The sequence below is a fragment of the Streptomyces sp. NBC_01471 genome, assembly GCF_041438865.1.
Lineage (GTDB): Bacteria > Actinomycetota > Actinomycetes > Streptomycetales > Streptomycetaceae > Streptomyces.
Genome location: NZ_CP109450.1, coordinates 901,437 through 920,699, shown reverse-complemented (window position 1 = coordinate 920,699; position 19,263 = coordinate 901,437). Strand labels below are relative to the sequence as shown.

Sequence of the window (19,263 nt, the reverse complement as noted above, 5' to 3'; positions counted from 1 at the left end):
TGTGATCTTCTTCGCTGATATATCACCACGAAAGGGACAATCAGCCCTGGAATCGGTACTCTTCGAGGAGGCGCCGACCGATGATCATTTTCTGGATCTCGGCGGTACCTTCGCCGATCAGCAGCATCGGGGCCTCGCGGTAGAGCCGCTCGATCTCATACTCCTTGGAGAACCCGTATCCACCGTGGATACGGAAGGCGTCCTCCACGACCTCCTTGCAGTACTCGGAGGCCAGATACTTGGCCATCCCCGCTTCAAGGTCGTTTCGTTCCCCGGAGTCCTTTTTGCGTGCCGCATTGACCATCATCGCATGGGCGGCTTCCACCTTGGTGGCCATTTCGGCCAGCTTGAACTGAATCGCCTGGTGCTGGGCGATCTGTTTGCCGAAAGTATGCCGTTGCTGTGCGTAACTGATCCCCAGCTCGAAGGCGCGCTGTGCTACGCCGCAGCCACGCGCTGCGACATTCACCCGCCCGACTTCGACTCCGTCCATCATTTGGTAAAACCCTCGGCCCGTAACGCCACCAAGTACGCGATTGGCCGGAATTCGCAGGCCGTCCATGATCAGCTCGGTGGTGTCGACCCCCTTGTAGCCCATCTTGTCGATCTTGCCGGGGATGGTCAGGCCCGGACGGACCTCACCGAAACCCGGCTCCTTCTCGACCAGGAAGGTCGTCATCGACTTGTGCCGGGCGGTGCCCTCGGGGTGACCCTCGTCACTCCGGCACAGGACCGCGACGAGCGAGGACGTGCCGCCGTTGGTCAGCCACATCTTCTGGCCGTCCAGGACGTAGTCGTCGCCGTCCCTGATCCCCTTCGAGGTGATGGCCGACACGTCGGAACCCAGGGCGGGCTCGGACATCGAGAACGCGCCGCGGACCTCGCCCGCGGCCATCCGCGGCAGGAAGGTGTCCTTCTGCTCCTGGGTGCCGTGCTGCTTGAGCATGTACGCCACGATGAAATGCGTGTTGATGATGCCCGACACGCTCATCCAGCCACGCGCTATTTCCTCGACACACAGCGCGTACGTGAGCAGCGACTCGCCCAGGCCCCCGTACTCCTCGGGGATCATCAGCCCGAACAGGCCGAGTTCCTTGAGGCCCTCGACGATCTGGGACGGGTACTCGTCGCGGTGTTCGAGTTCGGTCGCGACCGGGAGGATCTCCTTGTCGACGAAGTCCCTCACGGTGGCCAGGATTTCCTGCTGTACATCGGTGAGACCCGGGGTCCGGGCGAGTCGGCTCATGACTGCTTCTCCTGTGACGTCACGCTGTTGGTGGGAATTCGCCTACGGGGAAGGCACAGGGCGGCCGGGCTGTTCTCCGCCGCGCTCCTTGATGTAGGCCGCGGTGGGGACCATGACCTTGCGGCGGAAGACGCAGACGACGGTGCCGTCCTGGTTGTAGCCCTTGGTCTCGACGTACACGATCCCGCGGTCGGTCCTGGACCTGGACGGGGTCTTGTCCAGGACCGTGGTCTCGCCGTACAGGGTGTCGCCGTGGAAGGTCGGCGCGATGTGCTTGAGCGACTCGACCTCCAGGTTGGCGATGGCCTTGCCGGAGACGTCGGGTACGGACATGCCGAGCAGCAGCGAGTAGACGTAGTTCCCGACGACGACGTTCTTGCCGAAGTCGGTTGTCCGCTCGGCGTAGTTGCTGTCCAGGTGGAGCGGGTGGTGGTTCATGGTGAGCAGACAGAAGAGGTGGTCGTCGTACTCGGTGACGGTCTTGCCGGGCCAGTGCTTGTAGACGGCGCCGACCTCGAACTCCTCGTAGGTGCGTCCGAACTGCATGGTCAGGCCTCCGGGGCTTCGAAGGCGGTGGTGCGCCGCAGCCCGGCGGCGCGGCCCTTGCCGGAGACGACCAGGGCCATCTTGCGGCTGGCCTCGTCGATCATCTCGTCGCCGAGCATCGCCGAGCCCTTCTTGCCGCCGGCCTCCGATGTGCACCACTCGTAGGCGTCGAGGATCATCTCGGCGTGGTCGTAGTCCTCCTGCGACGGCGAGAAGATCTCATTCGCCGCCTCGACCTGGCCGGGGTGCAGGACCCACTTGCCGTCGAAGCCGAGGGCCGCCGCCCGCTTGGCGACCTCGCGGTAGCCGTCGACGTTGCGGATCTGGAGGTACGGGCCGTCGATCGCCTGGAGGTCGTAGGTACGGGCCGCCATCAGGATCTTCATCAGGATGTAGTGGTAGGCGTCCGCCCCGTAACCGGGCGGCTGCTCACCGACGACCAGGGTCTTCATGTTGATCGAGGCCATGAAGTCGGCCGGGCCGAAGATGATGGCCTCGTTGCGGGGTGAGGCCGCCGCGATCTCGTTGACGTTGACCAGGCCCCTGGCGTTCTCGATCTGCGCCTCGATACCGATCTTCCCGACCTCGAAGCCCATGGTCTTCTCGATCTGCGTGAGCAGCAGGTCGAGGGCCACGACCTGCTGTGCGTCCTGGACCTTCGGAAGCATGATGCAGTCGAGGTTGTGGCCGGCCCCCTCGACGACGGTGACGACGTCGCGGTAGGTCCAGTGGGTGGTCCAGTCGTTGACGCGTACGACGCGGGTCTTGCCCGTCCAGTCGCCCTTGTTCAGCGCGTCGACGATGGTGTGCCGGGCGCCTTCCTTGGCGAGAGGCGCGCAGGCGTCCTCCAGGTCCAGGAAGACCTGGTCGGCGGGGAGGCCCTGGGCCTTCTCCAGGAAGCGCGGGTTCGATCCGGGAACGGCGAGACACGAGCGCCTCGGACGCAACCGGTTCACGGGGCTGGTTGACTCGGTCATGCGGGGACCTCCAGAGGGTCGAGCTTGTTCGCTTTCCGGATCACTTCGACGATACGTCCGATGATCTCGGTGATCCCGAAGTCCTTCGGGGTGAAGACGGCGGCGACGCCGGCTTCCTTGAGGGCTGTGCCGTCGGCGTTCGGGATGATCCCGCCGACGATCACCGGGATGTCGGACGCGCCCGCCTCGCGCAGCCGCTGGAGCACGTCGGGGACCAGCTCGGCGTGCGAGCCCGACAGGATCGACAGGCCCACGCAGTGCACGTCCTCGGCCAGGGCCGCGGCGACGATCTGCTCGGGCGTCAGCCTGATGCCCTGGTAGACCACCTCGAACCCGGCGTCGCGGGCCCGCACGGCGATCTGCTCGGCGCCGTTGGAGTGCCCGTCGAGGCCCGGTTTGCCGACCAGCAGGCGCAGCCGTCCGCTGCCGAGGTCATGGGCCGTACGGGTCACGGCCGCGCGTACGGCGGCGAGCGGGGTGCCCTCGTCCGCGGTCACCGCGACCGGTGCGCCGCCCACTCCGGTGGGTGCCCGGAACTCGCCGAACACGTCGCGCAGCGCCCAGGACCACTCGCCCGTGGTGACGCCCGCGCGGGCGCACGCCACCGTTGCCTCGAAGAGGTTGGCGTCACCGGCGGCGGTCGCCTTGAGGACCGCGAGCGACTCCTGCGCGGCGCTTTCGTCGCGGTTGTCGCGCCAGGCGTGCAGCGCGGCGACGACCTTCGCCTCGTTCTCCGGGTCGACCGTCATGATCGCCGTGTCGAGGTCGGCGGTGAGGGGGTTGGGCTCGGTCGACTCGTAGCAGTTGACGCCGACGATCCTCTCCTCGCCGCCCTCGATCCTGGCCCGGCGGAGGGCGTGCGAGGAGACCAGCTCCGACTTGAGGTAGCCGGACTCGACGGCCGCCATCGCGCCGCCCATCTGCTGGATGCGGTCGATCTCCGCGAGCGACTCCTCGACGAGCTCCCCGACCTTCGCCTCGATGACGTGGGAGCCGTCGAAGATGTCCTCGTACTCCAGCAGATCGCTCTCCTGGGCGAGCACCTGCTGGATCCGCAGCGACCACTGCTGGTCCCAGGGCCTGGGCAGCCCGAGCGCCTCGTTCCAGGCGGGCAGCTGCACGGCGCGGGCCCGCGCGTCCTTGGACAGGGTGACGGCCAGCATCTCCAGGACGATGCGCTGGACGTTGTTCTCGGGCTGGGCCTCGGTGAGCCCCAGCGAGTTGACCTGGACGCCGTAGCGGAAGCGGCGCTTCCTGGGGTCCGTGATGCCGTACCTCTCCCGCGTGATGCGGTCCCAGATGCGGCCGAAGGCGCGCATCTTGCACATCTCCTCGATGAAGCGGACCCCCGCGTTCACGAAGAACGAGATCCGCGCGACCACCGCGTCGAACCGCTCGGGCTCCACCTGTCCCGAGTCGCGTACGGCGTCCAGGACCGCGATCGCGGTGGACATGGCGTACGCGATCTCCTGGACGGGTGTGGCGCCCGCCTCCTGGAGGTGGTAGCTGCAGATGTTGATCGGGTTCCACTTGGGGATGCGGGCCACCGTGTACGTGATCATGTCGGTGGTGAGCCGCAGGCTCGGCCCGGGCGGGAACACGTGCGTCCCGCGCGACAGGTACTCCTTGACGATGTCGTTCTGCGTCGTCCCCTGGAGCAGGTCCGCGTCCGCGCCCTGCTCCTCCGCGACCACCTGGTAGAGGGCCAGCAGCCACATCGCCGTGGCGTTGATGGTCATGGAGGTGTTCATCTGTTCCAGGGGGATGTCCTGGAACAGCCGCCGCATGTCGCCGAGATGGGAGACGGGTACCCCGACCCGGCCGACCTCGCCCCTGGCCAGGATGTGGTCCGGGTCGTAGCCGGTCTGGGTGGGCAGGTCGAAGGCGACGGACAGACCTGTCTGGCCCTTGGCGAGGTTGCGCCGGTAGAGCTCGTTGGAGGCTTCGGCCGTCGAGTGGCCCGCGTACGTCCGCATGAGCCAGGGGCGGTCCTTGTGACGTTCAGTCATCTGGAGACCTCAGACGTTCCGGCTGGTGGGTGCGGTCGTTCCCGCCGCGGTGTCACGGAACAGGTTGATGGAGCCGATGTGCTGTTCGCGCAGCTCCCGGTCGCGCACACCGAGCCCCTCGGCGGGCGCCAGCGCCAGGACGCCGACCTTGCCCTGGTGCAGGTTGCGGTGGACGTCGTGGGCCGCCTGTCCGGTGTCGTCGAGCGAGTACACCTTCGACAGGGTGGGGTGGATCTTGCCCTTGGCGATCAGCCGGTTGGCCTCCCAGGCCTCGCGGTAGTTGGCGAAGTGGGAGCCCACGATCCTCTTCAGCGACATCCACAGATAGCGGTTGTCGTACTCGTGGGTGTAGCCCGACGTCGAGGCGCAGGTGACGATCGTGCCGCCCTTGCGCGTCACGTACACCGAGGCGCCGAAGGTCTCGCGGCCCGGGTGCTCGAAGACGATGTCCACGTCCTCGCCGCCGGTCAGTTCGCGGATGCGCTTGCCGAACCGCTTCCACTCGCGCGGGTCCTGGTGGTGCTCGTCCTTCCAGAACCTGTAGTCCTCGGCGCTGCGGTCGATGATCGCCTCGGCGCCCATCCGGCGGCAGATGTCCGCCTTCTGGTCGCTGGAGACGACACAGACCGGGTTGGCGCCGCCGGCCAGCGCGAACTGGGTGGCGTAACTGCCCAGTCCACCGCTGGCACCCCAGATCAGTACGTTGTCGCCCTGCTTCATTCCGGCGCCGTTGCGTGAGACCAGCTGGCGGTACGCGGTGGAGTTGACCAGGCCGGGGGCGGCGGCCTCCTCCCAGCTGAGGTGGCCGGGCTTGGGCATCAGCTGGTTGGACTTGACGAGAGCGATCTCAGCGAGGCCGCCGAAGTTGGTCTCGAAGCCCCAGATGCGCTGCTCGGGGTCGAGCATCGTGTCGTTGTGGCCGTCGGAGCTCTCCAGCTCCACCGAGAGGCAGTGCGCGACGACTTCGTCGCCCGGCTGCCAGGCGTTGACGCCGGGGCCGGTCCGCAGTACGACCCCCGCCAGGTCGGAGCCGATGACGTGGTACGGCAGGTCGTGGCGCCTGGTGAGTTCGCTGAGCTTTCCGTACCGCTCCAGGAAGGAGAACGTCGAGACGGGCTCGAAGATCGAGGTCCAGACGGAGTTGTAGTTCACCGAGCTGGCCATGACGGCCACCAGGGCCTCGCCGGGGCCGAGTTCGGGCACCGGCACGTCCTCGACGTGCAGGGACTTGCGGGGGTCCTTGTCGCGGCTTTCGAGGTCCGCGAACATCTCGGCCTCGTCCTTGTGCACGGTCACCGCGCGGTACGAGTCGGGGAGGGCCAGGGCGGCGAAGTCGGCCGCCGTGGCAGCGCTGGAGCCGCTTGCTGTGTCGGTCCGCGACTGGATCGCGTCCAGGATTTCCTTCACGGTGCTGCCTCCGGCGAAGCGTGTTGGGGGAGGTGGTCGGGGTGCGCCCCGCGGGAGGCGGGGCTGCTGCTGTGGAGGTGTGCCGTCGGTTCGGCGTGAGGTGGAGCGGCCGCGCCGTGGTGGGGCGCTGAAGGTGCCTGTGACGCAGGCGTCCGGGCGCGTGAACACGTGGTTCACGGGGACAGCCGGATTGCGAAGGTCGCTGCACGCCGGCCGCTCGGACACCTTCAACGTATGGCACCCCGTGCCAAGCCGCAAGACACTGAGTGCCAACAAATTCTCTCAGTTGTCACCCACGGGTCACGGATGAGCAAAACCCGATGGGAGCCCGATGGGACCCGAGAACCCGATGGGAACCCGGAAAACGGCCGCACCCGCAGGGGCGGCCGTCACGGTGCGGATCGGCTGGGTACTGGTCGGGTCGCGTTCAGCGCTTCCGCAGCGCCTGCTCGATGGTGCGCATGACCTCGTCGAGCGGGGCGTCGGTACGCGCCACCGTCACCAGCACCTCACCACTGCTCCGCACGGTCGCGGCCGGGGTGCGCTCAGCGGTACGGCCGGCGCCTATCCCGGTGCCGAAGGTGTCCCGGACGATGGCGAAGGCGTGGTCGAGCCGGGCCTCCACGTCGCCCTGGCCGCCGGCCCGCAGCCAGCGGCGCAGCACATGGTTGTGCGCGGTGACCACGGCGGACGCCGCCACCTCGGCCAGCAGCGGGTCGTCGTTGCCGTCGTGCTGCTCGTGCTCGTCGAAGTGGCCCAGCAGATAACGGGTGAACAGCCGCTCGTAGCGGGCCACCGAGGCGATCTCCGCCTCCCGCAGGGTCGGCACCTCACGGGTCAGCTTGTACCGCGCCACCGAGACCACCGGCGACGCCGCGTACATCCGCATGACTTCCTTGATGCCCCGGCACACGGTGTCCAGCGGGTGCTCGTGCGGCGGCGCCGCGTTCAGCACCGCCTCGGCCCGCACCAGTGTGTCGTCGTGGTCCGGGAAGATCGCCTCTTCCTTGGAGCGGAAGTGCCGGAAGAAGGTCCGGCGGGCCACCCCGGCCTGCGCCGCGATCTCGTCGACGGTCGTCGCCTCGTACCCCTTGGCCGCGAAGAGCTCCATCGCCGCCGAGGCCAGTTCGCGGCGCATCTTGAGCCGCTGAGCGGCCGCGCGGCTGCCTGCGGCGCTCTCAGGGGCGTCGGACGACGCCTTCTTGCGGACAGGCCGTCGGACGGGGCCGGTGAGCTCGGGCATGGTCCGAACGTACTGCATCGGGCTGTCGGAACGTGGCGCCGGGCTGCTGGAACCGGGCCGCTCGCCCGGTTCCAGCAGCCCGCCCCAGTCGCCCTGCGCATCAGCGACGGGCATACTCGCGGAATCCGCGCCCGGTCTTGCGGCCGAGGCAGCCCGCCGCCACCAGATGTTCGAGCAGGGGCGCGGGGGCGAGGCCCGGGTCGCGGAACTCGCGGTGCAGCACCCGCTCGATGGCGAGCGAGACGTCCAGGCCGACCACGTCCAGGAGCTCGAAGGGGCCCATCGGATAGCCGCCGCCCAGCTTCATCGCCGCGTCGATGTCGTCGAGCGTCGCGTAGTGCTCCTGGACCATCTTGACCGCGTTGTTGAGGTACGGGAACAGCAGCGCGTTCACGATGAAACCGGCCCGGTCGCCGCAGTCCACCGGGTGCTTGCGGACCTTCGCGCAGACCTCACGGACCGTGGCGTGGACGTCGTCGGCGGTGAGGACGGTACGGACCACCTCGACCAGTTTCATCGCCGGGGCCGGGTTGAAGAAGTGCATCCCGATGACGTCCTGCGGGCGCGAGGTGGCCCGGGCGCAGGCGATGACCGGCAGCGACGAGGTCGTGGTGGCGAGCACCGCGCCCTGCTTGCAGACCTTGTCGAGCGTCTCGAAGAGCTGCTGCTTGACCTCCAGGTCCTCGGCCACCGCCTCGACGGCCAGATCCACCCCGGCGAACGCGTCGAGCGAACCGGCCGGGGCGATCCTGGCCAGCGTCTCGTCGCGGGCCGCCGCGGTCATCCGCCCCTTGTCGACCGAGCGGGCGAGCGACTTGGCGACACGGGCCTTCGCCGCATCGGCCTTCTCCGGGCTGCGGGCAGCGAGCACCACGTCGTAACCGGCCTTGGCGAAGACCTCGGCGATGCCCGACGCCATCGTCCCCGAGCCCGCGACGCCCACCGACGTGACCGGGCGGGCGGCGGTGGCCTGCGCACCGTCGAGCGGGGTGAGGGCGTCCCGCACCACGTCGGCACTGCCAGGCTCCTCGTACGAGTAGAAACCGCGGCCCGACTTGCGCCCGGTCAGCCCGGCGTTGCTGAGCTGCTTGAGGATCGGGGCGGGGGCGTGCAGCCGGTCCCGGGACGCGGCGTACATCGCCTCCAGGACGGTGCGCGCGGTGTCGATGCCGATCAGGTCGAGCAGCGCGAGCGGGCCCATCGGCAGCCCGCAGCCGAGCCGCATCGCCGCGTCGATGTCCTCGCGGGACGCGTACTTGGCCTCGTACATCGCCGCTGCCTGGTTGAGATAGCCGAAGAGCAGTCCGTCGGCGACGAAACCGGGGCGGTCGCCGACCGCGACCGGCTCCTTGCCGAGGTCGCGGGCGAGTGCGGTGACGGCGTCGACGGCCGTCGGCGCGGTCAGCACCGAGGAGACCACCTCGACCAGTTTCATCGCCGGGGCCGGGTTGAAGAAGTGCAGGCCCAGGACGCGTTCGGGGTGCGCGGTGTCGGCGGCGAGCCGGGTCACCGACAGGGCGTTGGTTCCGGTGGCCAGGACCGCGCCGGGGCGGACGATCCCGTCCAGGGCGCGGAGGACCTGCTGCTTGGTCTCGTACGACTCCGGCACGACCTCGATCACCAGGTCGGCGTCGGCCGCGGCCTGCAGGTCGGAGAAGGTGCGGAACCGCGCGAGGACGTCCAGCCGCTCCTGGCCGGTGAGGCGCTCCCGCCGCACGGCGCGGGCGGTGGAGGATTCCAGCGCCGTCACGGCGCGGGCCGCCGCGTCGGCGCTGACGTCGATTCCGATGACCTCGCGTCCGCCGCGGGCCAGGACTTCGGCGATGCCGGTGCCCATGGTGCCGAGGCCGACCACGGCGATGGTGTGGAGAGGGATGTCCATCAGGGGACTCCAGGGATGAGTGACGACTGAGGGGCCGCACGCGGTGCCGGCCGTACACGGGGTGCGCCGGGGCGTGCGTGAGGTGTCGTGAGAGGGGCCGACGGGCCCGGTCCCGGGGCCACGTCGTACAGAACTGCGGGAAAATCGCTGAGAACAGCTGAACCGACAGACACTCGTGGCGGCTGCGTCACCAGGCCGCGCCGAGGTGGTACGAGCGGGGGTGGTGTCCCGCTCACTTGAGAGTAACCGGCGAGTAACGAGCGCGCCATACCTGGTGGATGGTGATCTGGATCGCAAAGGCCCCGTTCGTGGCCCGCGAGAGGTTCTACGCTGCTGGCATGGACTCCGGTGAATCCGCCACGGATGAGGAATTCCGGTCGCTCAATGACCGGCTGCGTACCGAGGCGGGAGGCTCCGCGGCGTACGAGCGGCTCGCCGCCACCGCGGACCACGAGGAGCTGGCCGGGGTCCTGACCGAGGCCGGACGGCCGCTGTGGGCCAGGGAGCTGGCGGCGTTCCGGCTGGGCTGCGCCGGGGACCGCCGGGCCTTCGAGGCCCTGGTGCTGCTGCTGAACCACCGTGACCCGGAGCGCTGCGTCCCGGCGGCCCACGCGCTCGCCCGGCTCGGCGACCCGCGCACCGCCCGCGCCGCAGCGGCCCTCGCGACCAATCCGCTGCGCACGGCGTACGCGCTTCAGCCGGTGCGGCTGCTCACGGAGTTACGGGCCCCCGAGTCCGCACCCGCGCTGATCCGCACGCTGGCGCCGCTGCTGGCACCCGACGGCCCCCATCCGCGGGTCGCGCTCGGCTGTGTCGAGGGGCTGGGGCTGCTCGGCGACCCGCGCGCCCGTCCGGTGCTCGAAGCGGCGCTGGCCCGCCCGGTGCTGCACGCCGCCGCGGCACGGGCGCTGGGGCTGCTCGGGGAGGGGATCCCGTCCGGGCCGGGCCCGGCGAGCCCCGCCTGATCGAATCGAAGGGCCCGCGGGGCCCGTTCAGATCAGTGCGAGCTGGGTGGGCGCCGCGGGTGAGGTCTCCGGTGGCGCCGGGATCCGGCGCGGCACACCGCGCTGGGCGGGGCCGATGCCGTACTCGGCGGCCAGTTCGTGCACCTGGCGGGTGATCCGGCGCTGGTACCACTTGGGGGCGTACGCCCCCTCCGCGTACAACCGCTCGTAGCGCCTGACCAGTTGCGGATGGTGCTCGCCGAGCCAGGACATGAACCATTCGCGCGCCCCGGGCCGCAGATGCAGCACGAGCGGGGTCACCGAGGTCGCCCCGGCGGCCGCGACGGCGCGGACCGTGGCGCGCAGCTGGTCCGGGTGGTCGCCGAGGAACGGGATCACCGGCGCCATCAGCACACCGCAGCCGATTCCGGCGTCGGTCAGGGTGCGTACGGCACCGAGCCGGCGCAGCGGTGCGGGGGTGCCCGGCTCCACCGTGCGCCACAGCTCCTCGTCCACGAAGCCGACCGAGACGGAGACGCCGACGTCGGTGACCCGGGCGGCCTGCTGGAGCAGCTCCAGATCGCGCAGGATCAGCGTGCCCTTGGTCAGGATGCTGAACGGGTTCGCGTAGTCGCGCAGGGCCGAGATGATGCCCGGCATCAGCCCGTACCGTCCCTCCGCCCGCTGGTAGCAGTCGACATTGGTGCCCATGGCGATGTGCGCGCCCTGCCACTGGCGGGAGGCGAGCTTGGCGCGCAGCAGCTCCGGCGCGTTGGTCTTCACGACGATCTGCGAGTCGAAGCCGAGTCCGGTGTCGAGGTCCAGATAGCTGTGGGTCTTGCGGGCGAAGCAGTACACACAGGCGTGGCTGCAGCCCCGGTAGGGGTTGACCGTCCATTCGAACGGCATGCGGGAGGCGCCGGGCACCCGGTTCACGATCGAACGGGCCCGCACCTCGTGGAAGGTGATCCCGCGGAACTCCGGGGTGTCGACGGTGCGGGTGATCACGGAGTCCGCCCCGAACAGTGCGGCGTTCTCACCGGTTCCGGCGTCCCCCGCGGTGCCGTTGTTCCCGCCGTTCTCGGTCAGCTGGTCCCAGCGCATGGCGCCTCCTCGATAGCACGTACTCGTGAATAGAACACCTGTTCCCATGATTCGTGCAACCCGGATTTCCGTGCCCGCACCCGAGGTGGTTGGCTCAGCACGCGGTTCATCACACCGACCGAAGAACGACAGCTGGAGGAACTGGTATGGCGCAGGTAGAGGCCACCACGGAGCGGATCATCGCGGCGGACGCCGAGGCGGTGTTCGACGCACTCGCCGATTACAGCGGCACGCGCGAGAGGCTCCTGCCCGCCCACTTCAGCGAGTACGAGGTCCGGGAGGGCGGCGACGGCGACGGCACGCTCGTCCACTGGAAGCTCCAGGCCACCAGCAAGCGCATCCGGGACTGCCTGCTCGATGTGACCGAGCCGACCGACGGTCAGCTTGTCGAGAAGGACCGGAACTCCTCCATGGTGACCACCTGGACGGTCACCCCCGCGGGGGACGGCAAGTCAAAGGCAGTCGTCTCCACCGTGTGGAACGGCGCCGGAGGCATCGGCGGCTTCTTCGAGAAGACCTTCGCCCCCAAGGGCCTCGGACGCATCTATGACGAGATGCTCGCGAAGCTCGACGCCGAAGTGGCCAAGTAGGCCGCCCTCCTGCGGTCTCGCCAACCCGCCGCGTAACCCCTTCGGGCGGAAATGATGCTCACCGGTTCGAGTGGTTTTCTGTACGGCCCCGTTGTGCGCCGTAGGGGCTCCCACCGGCCCTGAAGCCCCCGGCGTGCGCCTCGCGCGCCAATCGTCGCGCTTGCACCCCTTGTCGTCGAATGCGAGAAAAGGGCGGCGCAGGCGCGACGAGGGGAGCGGTACGTGGGTGGAATCACTCTGGTGAAGGACGGTCCGGACGGCCGGACCGATGTCCTGACGGAGGCGGCGGTCGTCCCGCCCCCGGCACCCCCGGCGGCGGGGGAGCAGCCCGAACTCAGCCCCAGCCGGGTGCGGATGGTCTTCTTCGGGCTGATGCTGACGCTGCTGCTCGCGGCGCTCGACCAGATGATCGTGGCGACCGCGCTGCCGAAGATCGTCGGTGAACTGCACGGCCTGGACAAGATGTCCTGGGCCGTCACGGCGTATCTCCTCGCTTCCACGATCGGCCTGCCGGTCTACGGAAAGCTCGGCGACCTCTTCGGCCGCAAGAGCATCTTCATGTTCGCGATCATCGTCTTCGTGATCGGCTCGGCCCTGGCCGGCTGGTCCCGGACGATGAACGAACTCATCGCCTTCCGCGCCGTCCAGGGCATCGGGGGCGGCGGCCTCATGATCGGCGTGCAGGCGATCATCGGCGACATCGTGCCGCCGCGTGAACGCGGCCGTTTCATGGGGCTGATCGGCGCGGTCTTCGGACTCGCGTCCGTCGCCGGGCCGCTCATCGGGGGCTTCTTCACCGACCACGCGTCCTGGCGCTGGTGCTTCTACATCAACGTGCCGTTCGGCCTGATCACGCTGGCCGTCATCGCGGTCGTGCTGAAGCTTCCGAAGCCGACTGCCAAGCCCCGCCTGGACATCCTCGGCGCCCTGCTCCTGGCCGCCGCCTCGACCTGTCTGGTGCTGCTGACCACCTGGGGCGGCAACGAGTACGCCTGGGGCTCGCACACCATCGTCGGTCTTGCCGCCGGATGTGCCGTGTCGACCCTGCTCTTCCTGGCCGTCGAGCACCGGGCGCCCGAACCGATCATCCCGCTGCGGCTGTTCCGTGACGCGATCTTCAATGTGACGGCGCTCGTCGGGGCCGTCGTCGGGGTCGCGCTCTTCGGCGCCGCCAGCTATCTGCCGACCTTCCTCCAGATGGTCGACGGTGCCAGCGCCACCGAGTCGGGGCTCTTCATGCTGCCGATGATGGGCGGTGTCGTCATCGCCTCCATCGTCTCCGGACAGCTGACCAGCCGCACCGGGCGGTACAAGATCTTCCCGGTGCTCGGCAGCGCGATCTCGGCCGTCGGGATGTGGCTGCTCTCCCGTCTGGAGACCGACACCCCCCAGCTCACGTACAGCATCTGGATGGCCGTGCTGGGCATCGGTATCGGGCTGATCATGTCGGTCCTGGTGCTGGCCGTGCAGAACTCCGTGGCACCCCGCGACCTCGGCACCGCCACCAGCGCCAACAACTACTTCCGGCAGATCGGCGGCAGCGTCGGCGCGGCCATTTTCGGCGCGCTCTTCGCGGGCCGCCTCACGGACGCGCTCAAGGTCCGCATCCCGTCCGGCGCGCAGCTGCCCGACCCCGAGTCGATCACTCCGCAGCTGGTCCGCTCACTGCCGCCCGCGCTGCGGGACGGCTACATCCGGGCGTACGCCGACGCCATGCCCCGGATCTTCCTCTACCTGGTGCCGGTGCTCGTGCTCGGCCTGTTCATCGCCTTCTTCCTCAAGGAGAAACCGCTGGTGTCCCACAACGTCCCCACCGCCGCACCGGATGCCGCCGTGCCCGCCGCCCGAGTCCCGGAAGCCGCGTACGTCCCGGGCGTCCCGGTCTGCGGGACCGTCCAGCACTACGACGGATCCACCGTGCCGCGCGCCGCACTCACCCTCATCGACATCACCGGACGCCAGATCGGGCGCGGTGCGAGCGGCGAGGACGGGCGGTACGCGCTGAGCGTGCCCGGATCCGGCTCGTACGTCCTCATCGCGGCGGCGGGCGGTCACCAGCCGCAGGCCGTCAGCGTCACCGTCGGCGAGCGCCCCGTCGACCTCGACGTGGTGCTCGGCGGCGCCGGACGGCTGGCCGGGACCGTGGTCACCGCGGACGGCACGCCGGTGCACGACGCGGCCGTGACCCTCACCGACGTACGCGGCGAGGTCGTCGCCTCCACCCGCAGCGGGCGGGAAGGCGGGTACGTCATCAACGAGTTGGTGGCCGGCGAGTACACCCTCGCCGGAAGTGCCCCCGCGTTCCGCCCCGCCGCGATGCCGGTGAGTGTGCAGGCAGCACGGGAGACCCGGCAGGACGTCGAACTCGCCGGTGGCGCGGTGCTGCGCGGCACCGTGCGCGCCAGCGGCGGCAGGCCGGTCGAGGACGCGCGGGTGACGCTGCTCGACGCGGCGGGGAACGTGGTGGACACCCTCACCACGGGCCCGGACGGCACGTTCCGTTTCGTGGATCTGTCGTCCGGTGAGTACACGGTGATCGCGGCGGGCTACCCGCCGGTGGCAACGGTGCTCCAGGTCGCGGGCGGCGGGCGCACCGAGCGCGATCTCCAGCTCGGACACGAGGACTGATCCACCGGGACCGGCTCGTGCGGTTCGGCCCCGCGGCGGGTGCGCCGGGCCCGGCGCACGCCGGGCGCACCACCCGCAGGGGCCGATTCCGCCGATGCCCCCCGGGCGCCGCGGGCGGAGCCGTACGGTGGAGCCACGTACCGCAGAGCCATGCGGCCGGGAAGGAGCCTTCCAGCCATGGACGTTGGTGTACCACCGCAGAGGCCGGACCGGCGGCGTGATGCCGCGGCGGGCCGTGTGCCGCTCGCCGTGGTGGTCGTCGACGCCGAAGGGCTGGTCTCGCACTGGTCGACGGGTGCCCGCCGGCTCTTCGGTGTCCCGCGGCAGGACGCGGTCGGCTGCGCCGCCGGTGAACTGCTCCCGGTCTCCGGGGTGTTGCGCCGGGAGGGGGAGCGCGGGCCGGACGGTTCGTACGCGGACTTCGGCCCCGAACTCGACAGCTCGATCAGCGGGATCGTCGCCTATCCGTCAGCCGGCCGGGCCCGGCTGGACGAGCCGCTGCACGGCCGTATCGACGTGCTCTGGTGGGCGTACCCACTGATCGGCCCCGATCCCGGGCGCCTCCTCGTCCTCGCGGCCGACGCGGCGCTCTTGGCGGACGGCGGCGAGGGCGGAGCCCCCGGGACCATAGCCCCGGCCTTCGCGCTCCACACGGACTTCCCGGGCTACCGGGAGCTGGCCGGACGGCTCCCGGAGATCCTGCCGAACATGAGCGTCCGGGAAGCGACCGGGATCGTCGCCCAGGTCCTCGAACTGGGCTATCCCGTAGTGGAGTTCAGCCGACGCGAACAGGCCCCCGTCACCCCGGACTGGGGTGTGCCGCGACACACCCCGCGCGGCCCGGCCGGTGACGGTCCCCGGGACACGCCCGACGCCTCCCTCGCGGTCCGTGCGGCGCCCCGCCCCGAACTCGACCTGGAGTACGCCGCGGTCCGCGAGCGGCTGGAGTTCCTCAACGAGGCCAGCGGGCGGATCGGGACCTCCCTCGACCTGGAACGCACCATCCGCGAGGTGACCAGCGCCGCCGTTCCGCGCTTCACCGACTTCGCGGGCACGCATCTGCGCGCCGCGGTGCTCGCGGGCGAAGGCTTCCCCGACGGACCGCCCGACGTCACCACCGTCTGGCACCGGGTCTGGGTCGAGCACAACGACGAACCGGGCCGCTGGGACGACACCGTGCCGGTGGGCGAGGCCATCGCGTTCCCCGAGCACACCCCGTTCTTCCAGTGCATGGTCACCGGCGAGCCCGTTCTCGTGCGGCACGTGGACGAGGAGCTGAGCAACCGGATCTCCGGCGAGTTCGAGAAGCGCGACCTGCGGCCGCTGATCACCCACCGGTCGCTGCTGATCGTGCCGTTGAAGGCCCGTGACGTGGTGCTCGGCTTCATGGTGCTGATGCGCCGGCCGGGCCGTGAGCCCTTCGACGCCATGGACCGCACCACCGGCGCCGAACTCGCCGCCCGCGCCGGGCTCGTCCTCGACAACGCCCGTATGTACACCTATCAGGAGAACGTCGCCGAGACGCTCCAGGACAGCATGCTGCCCACGGTCGAACCGCGGATGGCCGGCTGTGACATCGCCACCCGCTATCTGCCGGGCGCCCGGCTCGGACGCGTCGGCGGCGACTGGTTCGACTCGGTGAAGCTGCCCGGTTCGCGGACCGCGCTCGTCGTCGGTGACGTCATGGGGCACGGGCTCAACTCGGCCGCGATGATGGGCCAGTTGCGCACGGCCGTACTGACCATGGCCACCATGGAGATGCCCCCCGCCCAGCTGCTGCGCAACCTGGACGACCTGGCGCAGCGGCTCGGTGAGACGTATCTGGCGACCTGTCTGTACGCCGTCTACGACCCGATCCGCGCCGAACTCCAGATCGCGAACGCCGGACACATCCCGCCGGTCCTGGTCCGTGCCGCCGACGGCCGGGCCGAGCTGCTCGATCTGCCGACCGGTGCGCCCATCGGCGTCGGGGGTGTCGCCTTCGAGACCGCGACCGTACGGGTGAGCCCCGGTGACCGGCTGGTCCTTTGCACCGACGGTCTGGTCGAGGTGCGCGGCCAGGACATCGGGGCCGGGCTCGCCGCGCTCTGCGCATCGGCCGCGCACCCCGCCGCCTCCATGGACGACGCCTGCGACACGATCATCCGGGCGCTGAACCCGAGCGGCGGCCGCAAGGACGACGTGGCGCTGCTGATGGCCAGGGTCAACGGGATCCCCGCCGACGACGTCGCACAGTGGCGGCTCGCCCTCGACCCCCGCGAAGTGGCGCGGGCCCGGCGGCTGGTCCGCGGGCAGCTGCTCGACTGGGGACTGCCGGACGCGGTGGGGCAGGCCGAGCTGATGGTCAGCGAACTGGTCACCAACGCCGTCAGGCACGGCCGTACCCACGACGTCGGGCTGCGGCTGGTCAGGACGGCCGCCCTGCTCTGCGAGGTCAGCGACGACGAACCGGCGCCCGCCGTGCTGCTCGGCGCGTCCGGCGACGACGAGTCCGGCCGCGGGTTGCTGGTGGTGAGCGGTCTCGCCCGCGAGTGGGGCACCAGCGCCACCGCGCACGGCAAGACGGTCTGGTTCGAACAGACGCTGACCCGGATGGCGCACTCCGGAGCCGGCACCGGGTGAGAGGGGCCGCCACGGACGTCCGAGTCCGTCCGCGCTCTTGCCCGCATCCACGCCGGAGCGGTAGTCGTTCTCCGGCAGAGCACCGCGGGTGTCATGGACTTTGGGAGTACGTATGGACGTGTCGTCGCAGTACCGGAAGGCGTGGGAAGGGTTCTGGTCGGCCACATCGGACACCCCGGGCGAGGCGATCTGGGACTCGGATCCCTCGCTCACCTCCGTACCGCACACCGAGCTGCTGCTGCCGTACGCCGACACCGCACTGCCGGTCGTGGACCTCGGCTGCGGTAACGGCACCCAGACCCGCTACCTGTCCACCGTCTTCGCCCGCGCGCTGGGCGTGGACCTCTCGCACGCCGCGATCGGGCACGCCCGCCGGGCGGACACCGCGGGCGTGGCCGAGTTCGCGCAGCTCGACCTGGTCGACGCGGACGCGGTGCGGGACCTGAGCCGGCGGATCGGCGACACCAACGTCTATATGCGGGCGGTCATCCACCAGAGCGAACCCGAGGCGCGCCCGGCCGTCGCCGCGGCTGTCGCGGCGCTGCTGGGCGCGCGGGGGCGGGCCTTCGTCGTGGAGCTGACGCCCGCGTCGAAGGAGCTGCTCCAGAAGGCGTCGGAAGCCCTCGGCGGGCCGCCCGGGAAACTGCGCAGGGTCATCGAACACGGGCTCAAACCGGCCGACGCCTCGGAGGAGGAGGTACGCGAACTGCTCCTCGGCGCGGGGCTGACGGTGCTGGCGAGCGGTGACACGGCGCTGGCCCAGACCGAACACCTGGCCGACGGCACCCGGATCGATCTGCCGGCCCGCTGGTTCGTGCTCGCCGCCGCTTCCTGAGAACACTGCTTCCTGAGAACACCGCTTCCTGAGAACACCCGGGTGGGTGGGTCAGCCGGGTCCGTCGTCGTAGGGCGGCAGGATGTCCACCTGCCCGGGAGCGAGCTGCTCGACCAGATCGGCCAGTTCCAGACAGGCCAGCTCGATCTTGCCGCGGATGTTCTTCTGCTCGGTGACGATCGCGGACAGCAGCAGGGCGGTCAGCGCCACCGAACCGTTGAACACGGCCACATTGGCCGTCGCCTCGAACAGGGTCCGGTGACTGAAGGGGCCGTTGTAGCCGGTCGCCGCGAGGACGGCGAGCACGGAGGCCAGACAGGCGCAGGGTGCGCTGCCCGGCAGCTCGAAGCGGAGTGCGGCCCAGATGAGCAGCGGGAACACGAGGAAGAGAAGGGCGAGTGTGCTCCGCGTGGCCACCACGGTGACCACGACCGCGACGACGGCCAGTGCGCTCGCCTCGAGCCACCGGTCGGTGGCCCGGGGGAGCCTGGCTCTGCGCAGCACGAGCAGGACCGGAGTGGCGACGAGCACCCCCATCGCGTCACCGGCCCACCACGCCGACCAGACCGGCCCGAAGTCCCGGAGGGGGAGCTTGCCGGTCGCCGCCAGCGTGCCGCAGCCGACGCTCGCACTGACCAGCATCGCCACCATGGCGCCCAGGAAGACCAGAGCCACACCGTCCCGCAGCCGGTCCAGCTCCGGGCGGAAGCCCACCCTGCGCAGCAGCAGGAACGCGCAGACCGGAGCCAGGGTGTTGCCTGCCGCAATGGTGACACCGGGCTCCGTGAGGGTGTTGTTGATCGTGGCGATGGACAGCAGGGCACCGACGGCGATGCCGGGCCAGATACGCAGTCCCAGATAGAGCAGGGCGCTGAGTGCGACACCGGTGGGCAGCCAGAGCGGTGTGATCACCGCACCGTCGACCACCACCTCCCTGAGGAGGCCGAGGCGCGCCGCTCCGTAGTACGCGGCGGCCACCAGCAGCAGCTGCACGGCGACCACTGTCGGCCGCCGGGTGTCCGGTGCGAACAGAGCAGTCGCCATCAAGTGCGCCCCGGGGAGAAGAGTCGATTTGATCCGGTATTCCCCGTGCGACCCGTGGATGCGCAGGATCCCGGGAAGTTAGCTGATCCAGACCAACCGGACCGCTGGCGCGTGCCCCGATGTCCCGCCGCGGGAAGCGCGAGGCGTCCCCGCCGCCCGAACTGGCGGGGGACGGGGGCGCTCCGT

Annotated in this window: 14 protein-coding genes; 5 read left to right on the top strand and 9 right to left on the bottom strand. The window is 70.1% G+C overall.

Annotated elements, in window-relative coordinates:
• Window positions 1–40: 40 nt before the first annotated feature.
• The 7 genes from OG285_RS04000 to OG285_RS03970 all read right to left on the bottom strand — a co-directional run bounded on the left by OG285_RS04000 (window position 41) and on the right by OG285_RS03970 (window position 9,310).
• Entirely contained in the window at window positions 41–1,246 is a 1,206-nt protein-coding gene (locus tag OG285_RS04000; protein ID WP_371790177.1) for an acyl-CoA dehydrogenase family protein, read from the bottom strand.
• A gap of 42 nt (window positions 1,247–1,288) precedes the next feature.
• Window positions 1,289–1,792: a MaoC family dehydratase gene (locus OG285_RS03995; RefSeq protein WP_356831029.1), complete on the bottom strand. Its 504-nt coding sequence runs from the start codon at window positions 1,790–1,792 to the stop codon at window positions 1,289–1,291.
• Between the two features lie 2 nt (window positions 1,793–1,794).
• Window positions 1,795–2,769, bottom strand: a complete 975-nt coding sequence (locus OG285_RS03990) for a CoA ester lyase (protein ID WP_356831027.1) — start codon at window positions 2,767–2,769, stop codon at window positions 1,795–1,797.
• Window positions 2,766–4,778, bottom strand: coding sequence for a protein meaA (locus OG285_RS03985; protein WP_356831025.1), 2,013 nt, complete (start codon window positions 4,776–4,778; stop codon window positions 2,766–2,768). The genes OG285_RS03990 and OG285_RS03985 overlap by 4 nt, the downstream gene beginning before the upstream one ends.
• Window positions 4,779–4,787: 9 nt before the next feature.
• Window positions 4,788–6,185: a crotonyl-CoA carboxylase/reductase gene (ccrA, locus tag OG285_RS03980; RefSeq protein ID WP_356831023.1), complete on the bottom strand. Its 1,398-nt coding sequence runs from the start codon at window positions 6,183–6,185 to the stop codon at window positions 4,788–4,790.
• A 427-nt stretch (window positions 6,186–6,612) separates the two neighbouring features.
• Window positions 6,613–7,428 carry a TetR family transcriptional regulator gene (locus OG285_RS03975; RefSeq protein ID WP_266851409.1) on the bottom strand — a complete coding sequence of 272 codons (816 nt, stop codon included), beginning with the start codon at window positions 7,426–7,428 and terminating at the stop codon, window positions 6,613–6,615.
• 100 nt (window positions 7,429–7,528) lie between these two features.
• Window positions 7,529–9,310 (bottom strand): 3-hydroxyacyl-CoA dehydrogenase family protein, encoded by a 1,782-nt coding sequence (locus tag OG285_RS03970; RefSeq protein WP_356831020.1) that lies wholly within the window; start codon window positions 9,308–9,310, stop codon window positions 7,529–7,531.
• 338 nt (window positions 9,311–9,648) lie between these two features.
• Between OG285_RS03970 and OG285_RS03965 the strand changes: the two genes are divergently transcribed.
• Window positions 9,649–10,275: an adenylosuccinate lyase gene (locus tag OG285_RS03965; RefSeq protein ID WP_356831018.1), complete on the top strand. Its 627-nt coding sequence runs from the start codon at window positions 9,649–9,651 to the stop codon at window positions 10,273–10,275.
• Window positions 10,276–10,302: 27 nt separating this feature from the next.
• Here the strand turns inward: OG285_RS03965 and OG285_RS03960 are convergent, their stop codons facing one another.
• Window positions 10,303–11,358, bottom strand: a complete 1,056-nt coding sequence (locus tag OG285_RS03960; protein WP_356831016.1) for an Rv2578c family radical SAM protein — start codon at window positions 11,356–11,358, stop codon at window positions 10,303–10,305.
• A gap of 146 nt (window positions 11,359–11,504) precedes the next feature.
• Here OG285_RS03960 and OG285_RS03955 point away from each other — a divergent pair, with 146 nt between their 5' ends.
• From OG285_RS03955 to OG285_RS03940, 4 genes are all read left to right on the top strand, one after another.
• Complete coding sequence (locus OG285_RS03955; RefSeq protein ID WP_356831014.1) at window positions 11,505–11,948, top strand: SRPBCC family protein; 444 nt, start codon at window positions 11,505–11,507, stop codon at window positions 11,946–11,948.
• A 222-nt stretch (window positions 11,949–12,170) separates the two neighbouring features.
• A complete protein-coding gene (locus OG285_RS03950; protein ID WP_371790176.1) occupies window positions 12,171–14,576 on the top strand; it encodes an MFS transporter in 2,406 nt (801 codons plus the stop codon).
• Between the two features lie 177 nt (window positions 14,577–14,753).
• Window positions 14,754–17,198, top strand: coding sequence for a SpoIIE family protein phosphatase (locus OG285_RS03945; protein ID WP_371790175.1), 2,445 nt, complete (start codon window positions 14,754–14,756; stop codon window positions 17,196–17,198).
• 112 nt (window positions 17,199–17,310) lie between these two features.
• Complete coding sequence (locus OG285_RS03940; RefSeq protein ID WP_371790174.1) at window positions 17,311–18,033, top strand: class I SAM-dependent methyltransferase; 723 nt, start codon at window positions 17,311–17,313, stop codon at window positions 18,031–18,033.
• Window positions 18,034–18,084: 51 nt separating this feature from the next.
• On the opposite strand, the gene OG285_RS03935 is transcribed toward OG285_RS03940, so the two are convergent.
• On the bottom strand, window positions 18,085–19,077 hold the full coding sequence (locus OG285_RS03935; RefSeq protein WP_356831009.1) for an MASE1 domain-containing protein: 993 nt from the start codon (window positions 19,075–19,077) through the stop codon (window positions 18,085–18,087).
• Window positions 19,078–19,263: the final 186 nt, after the last annotated feature.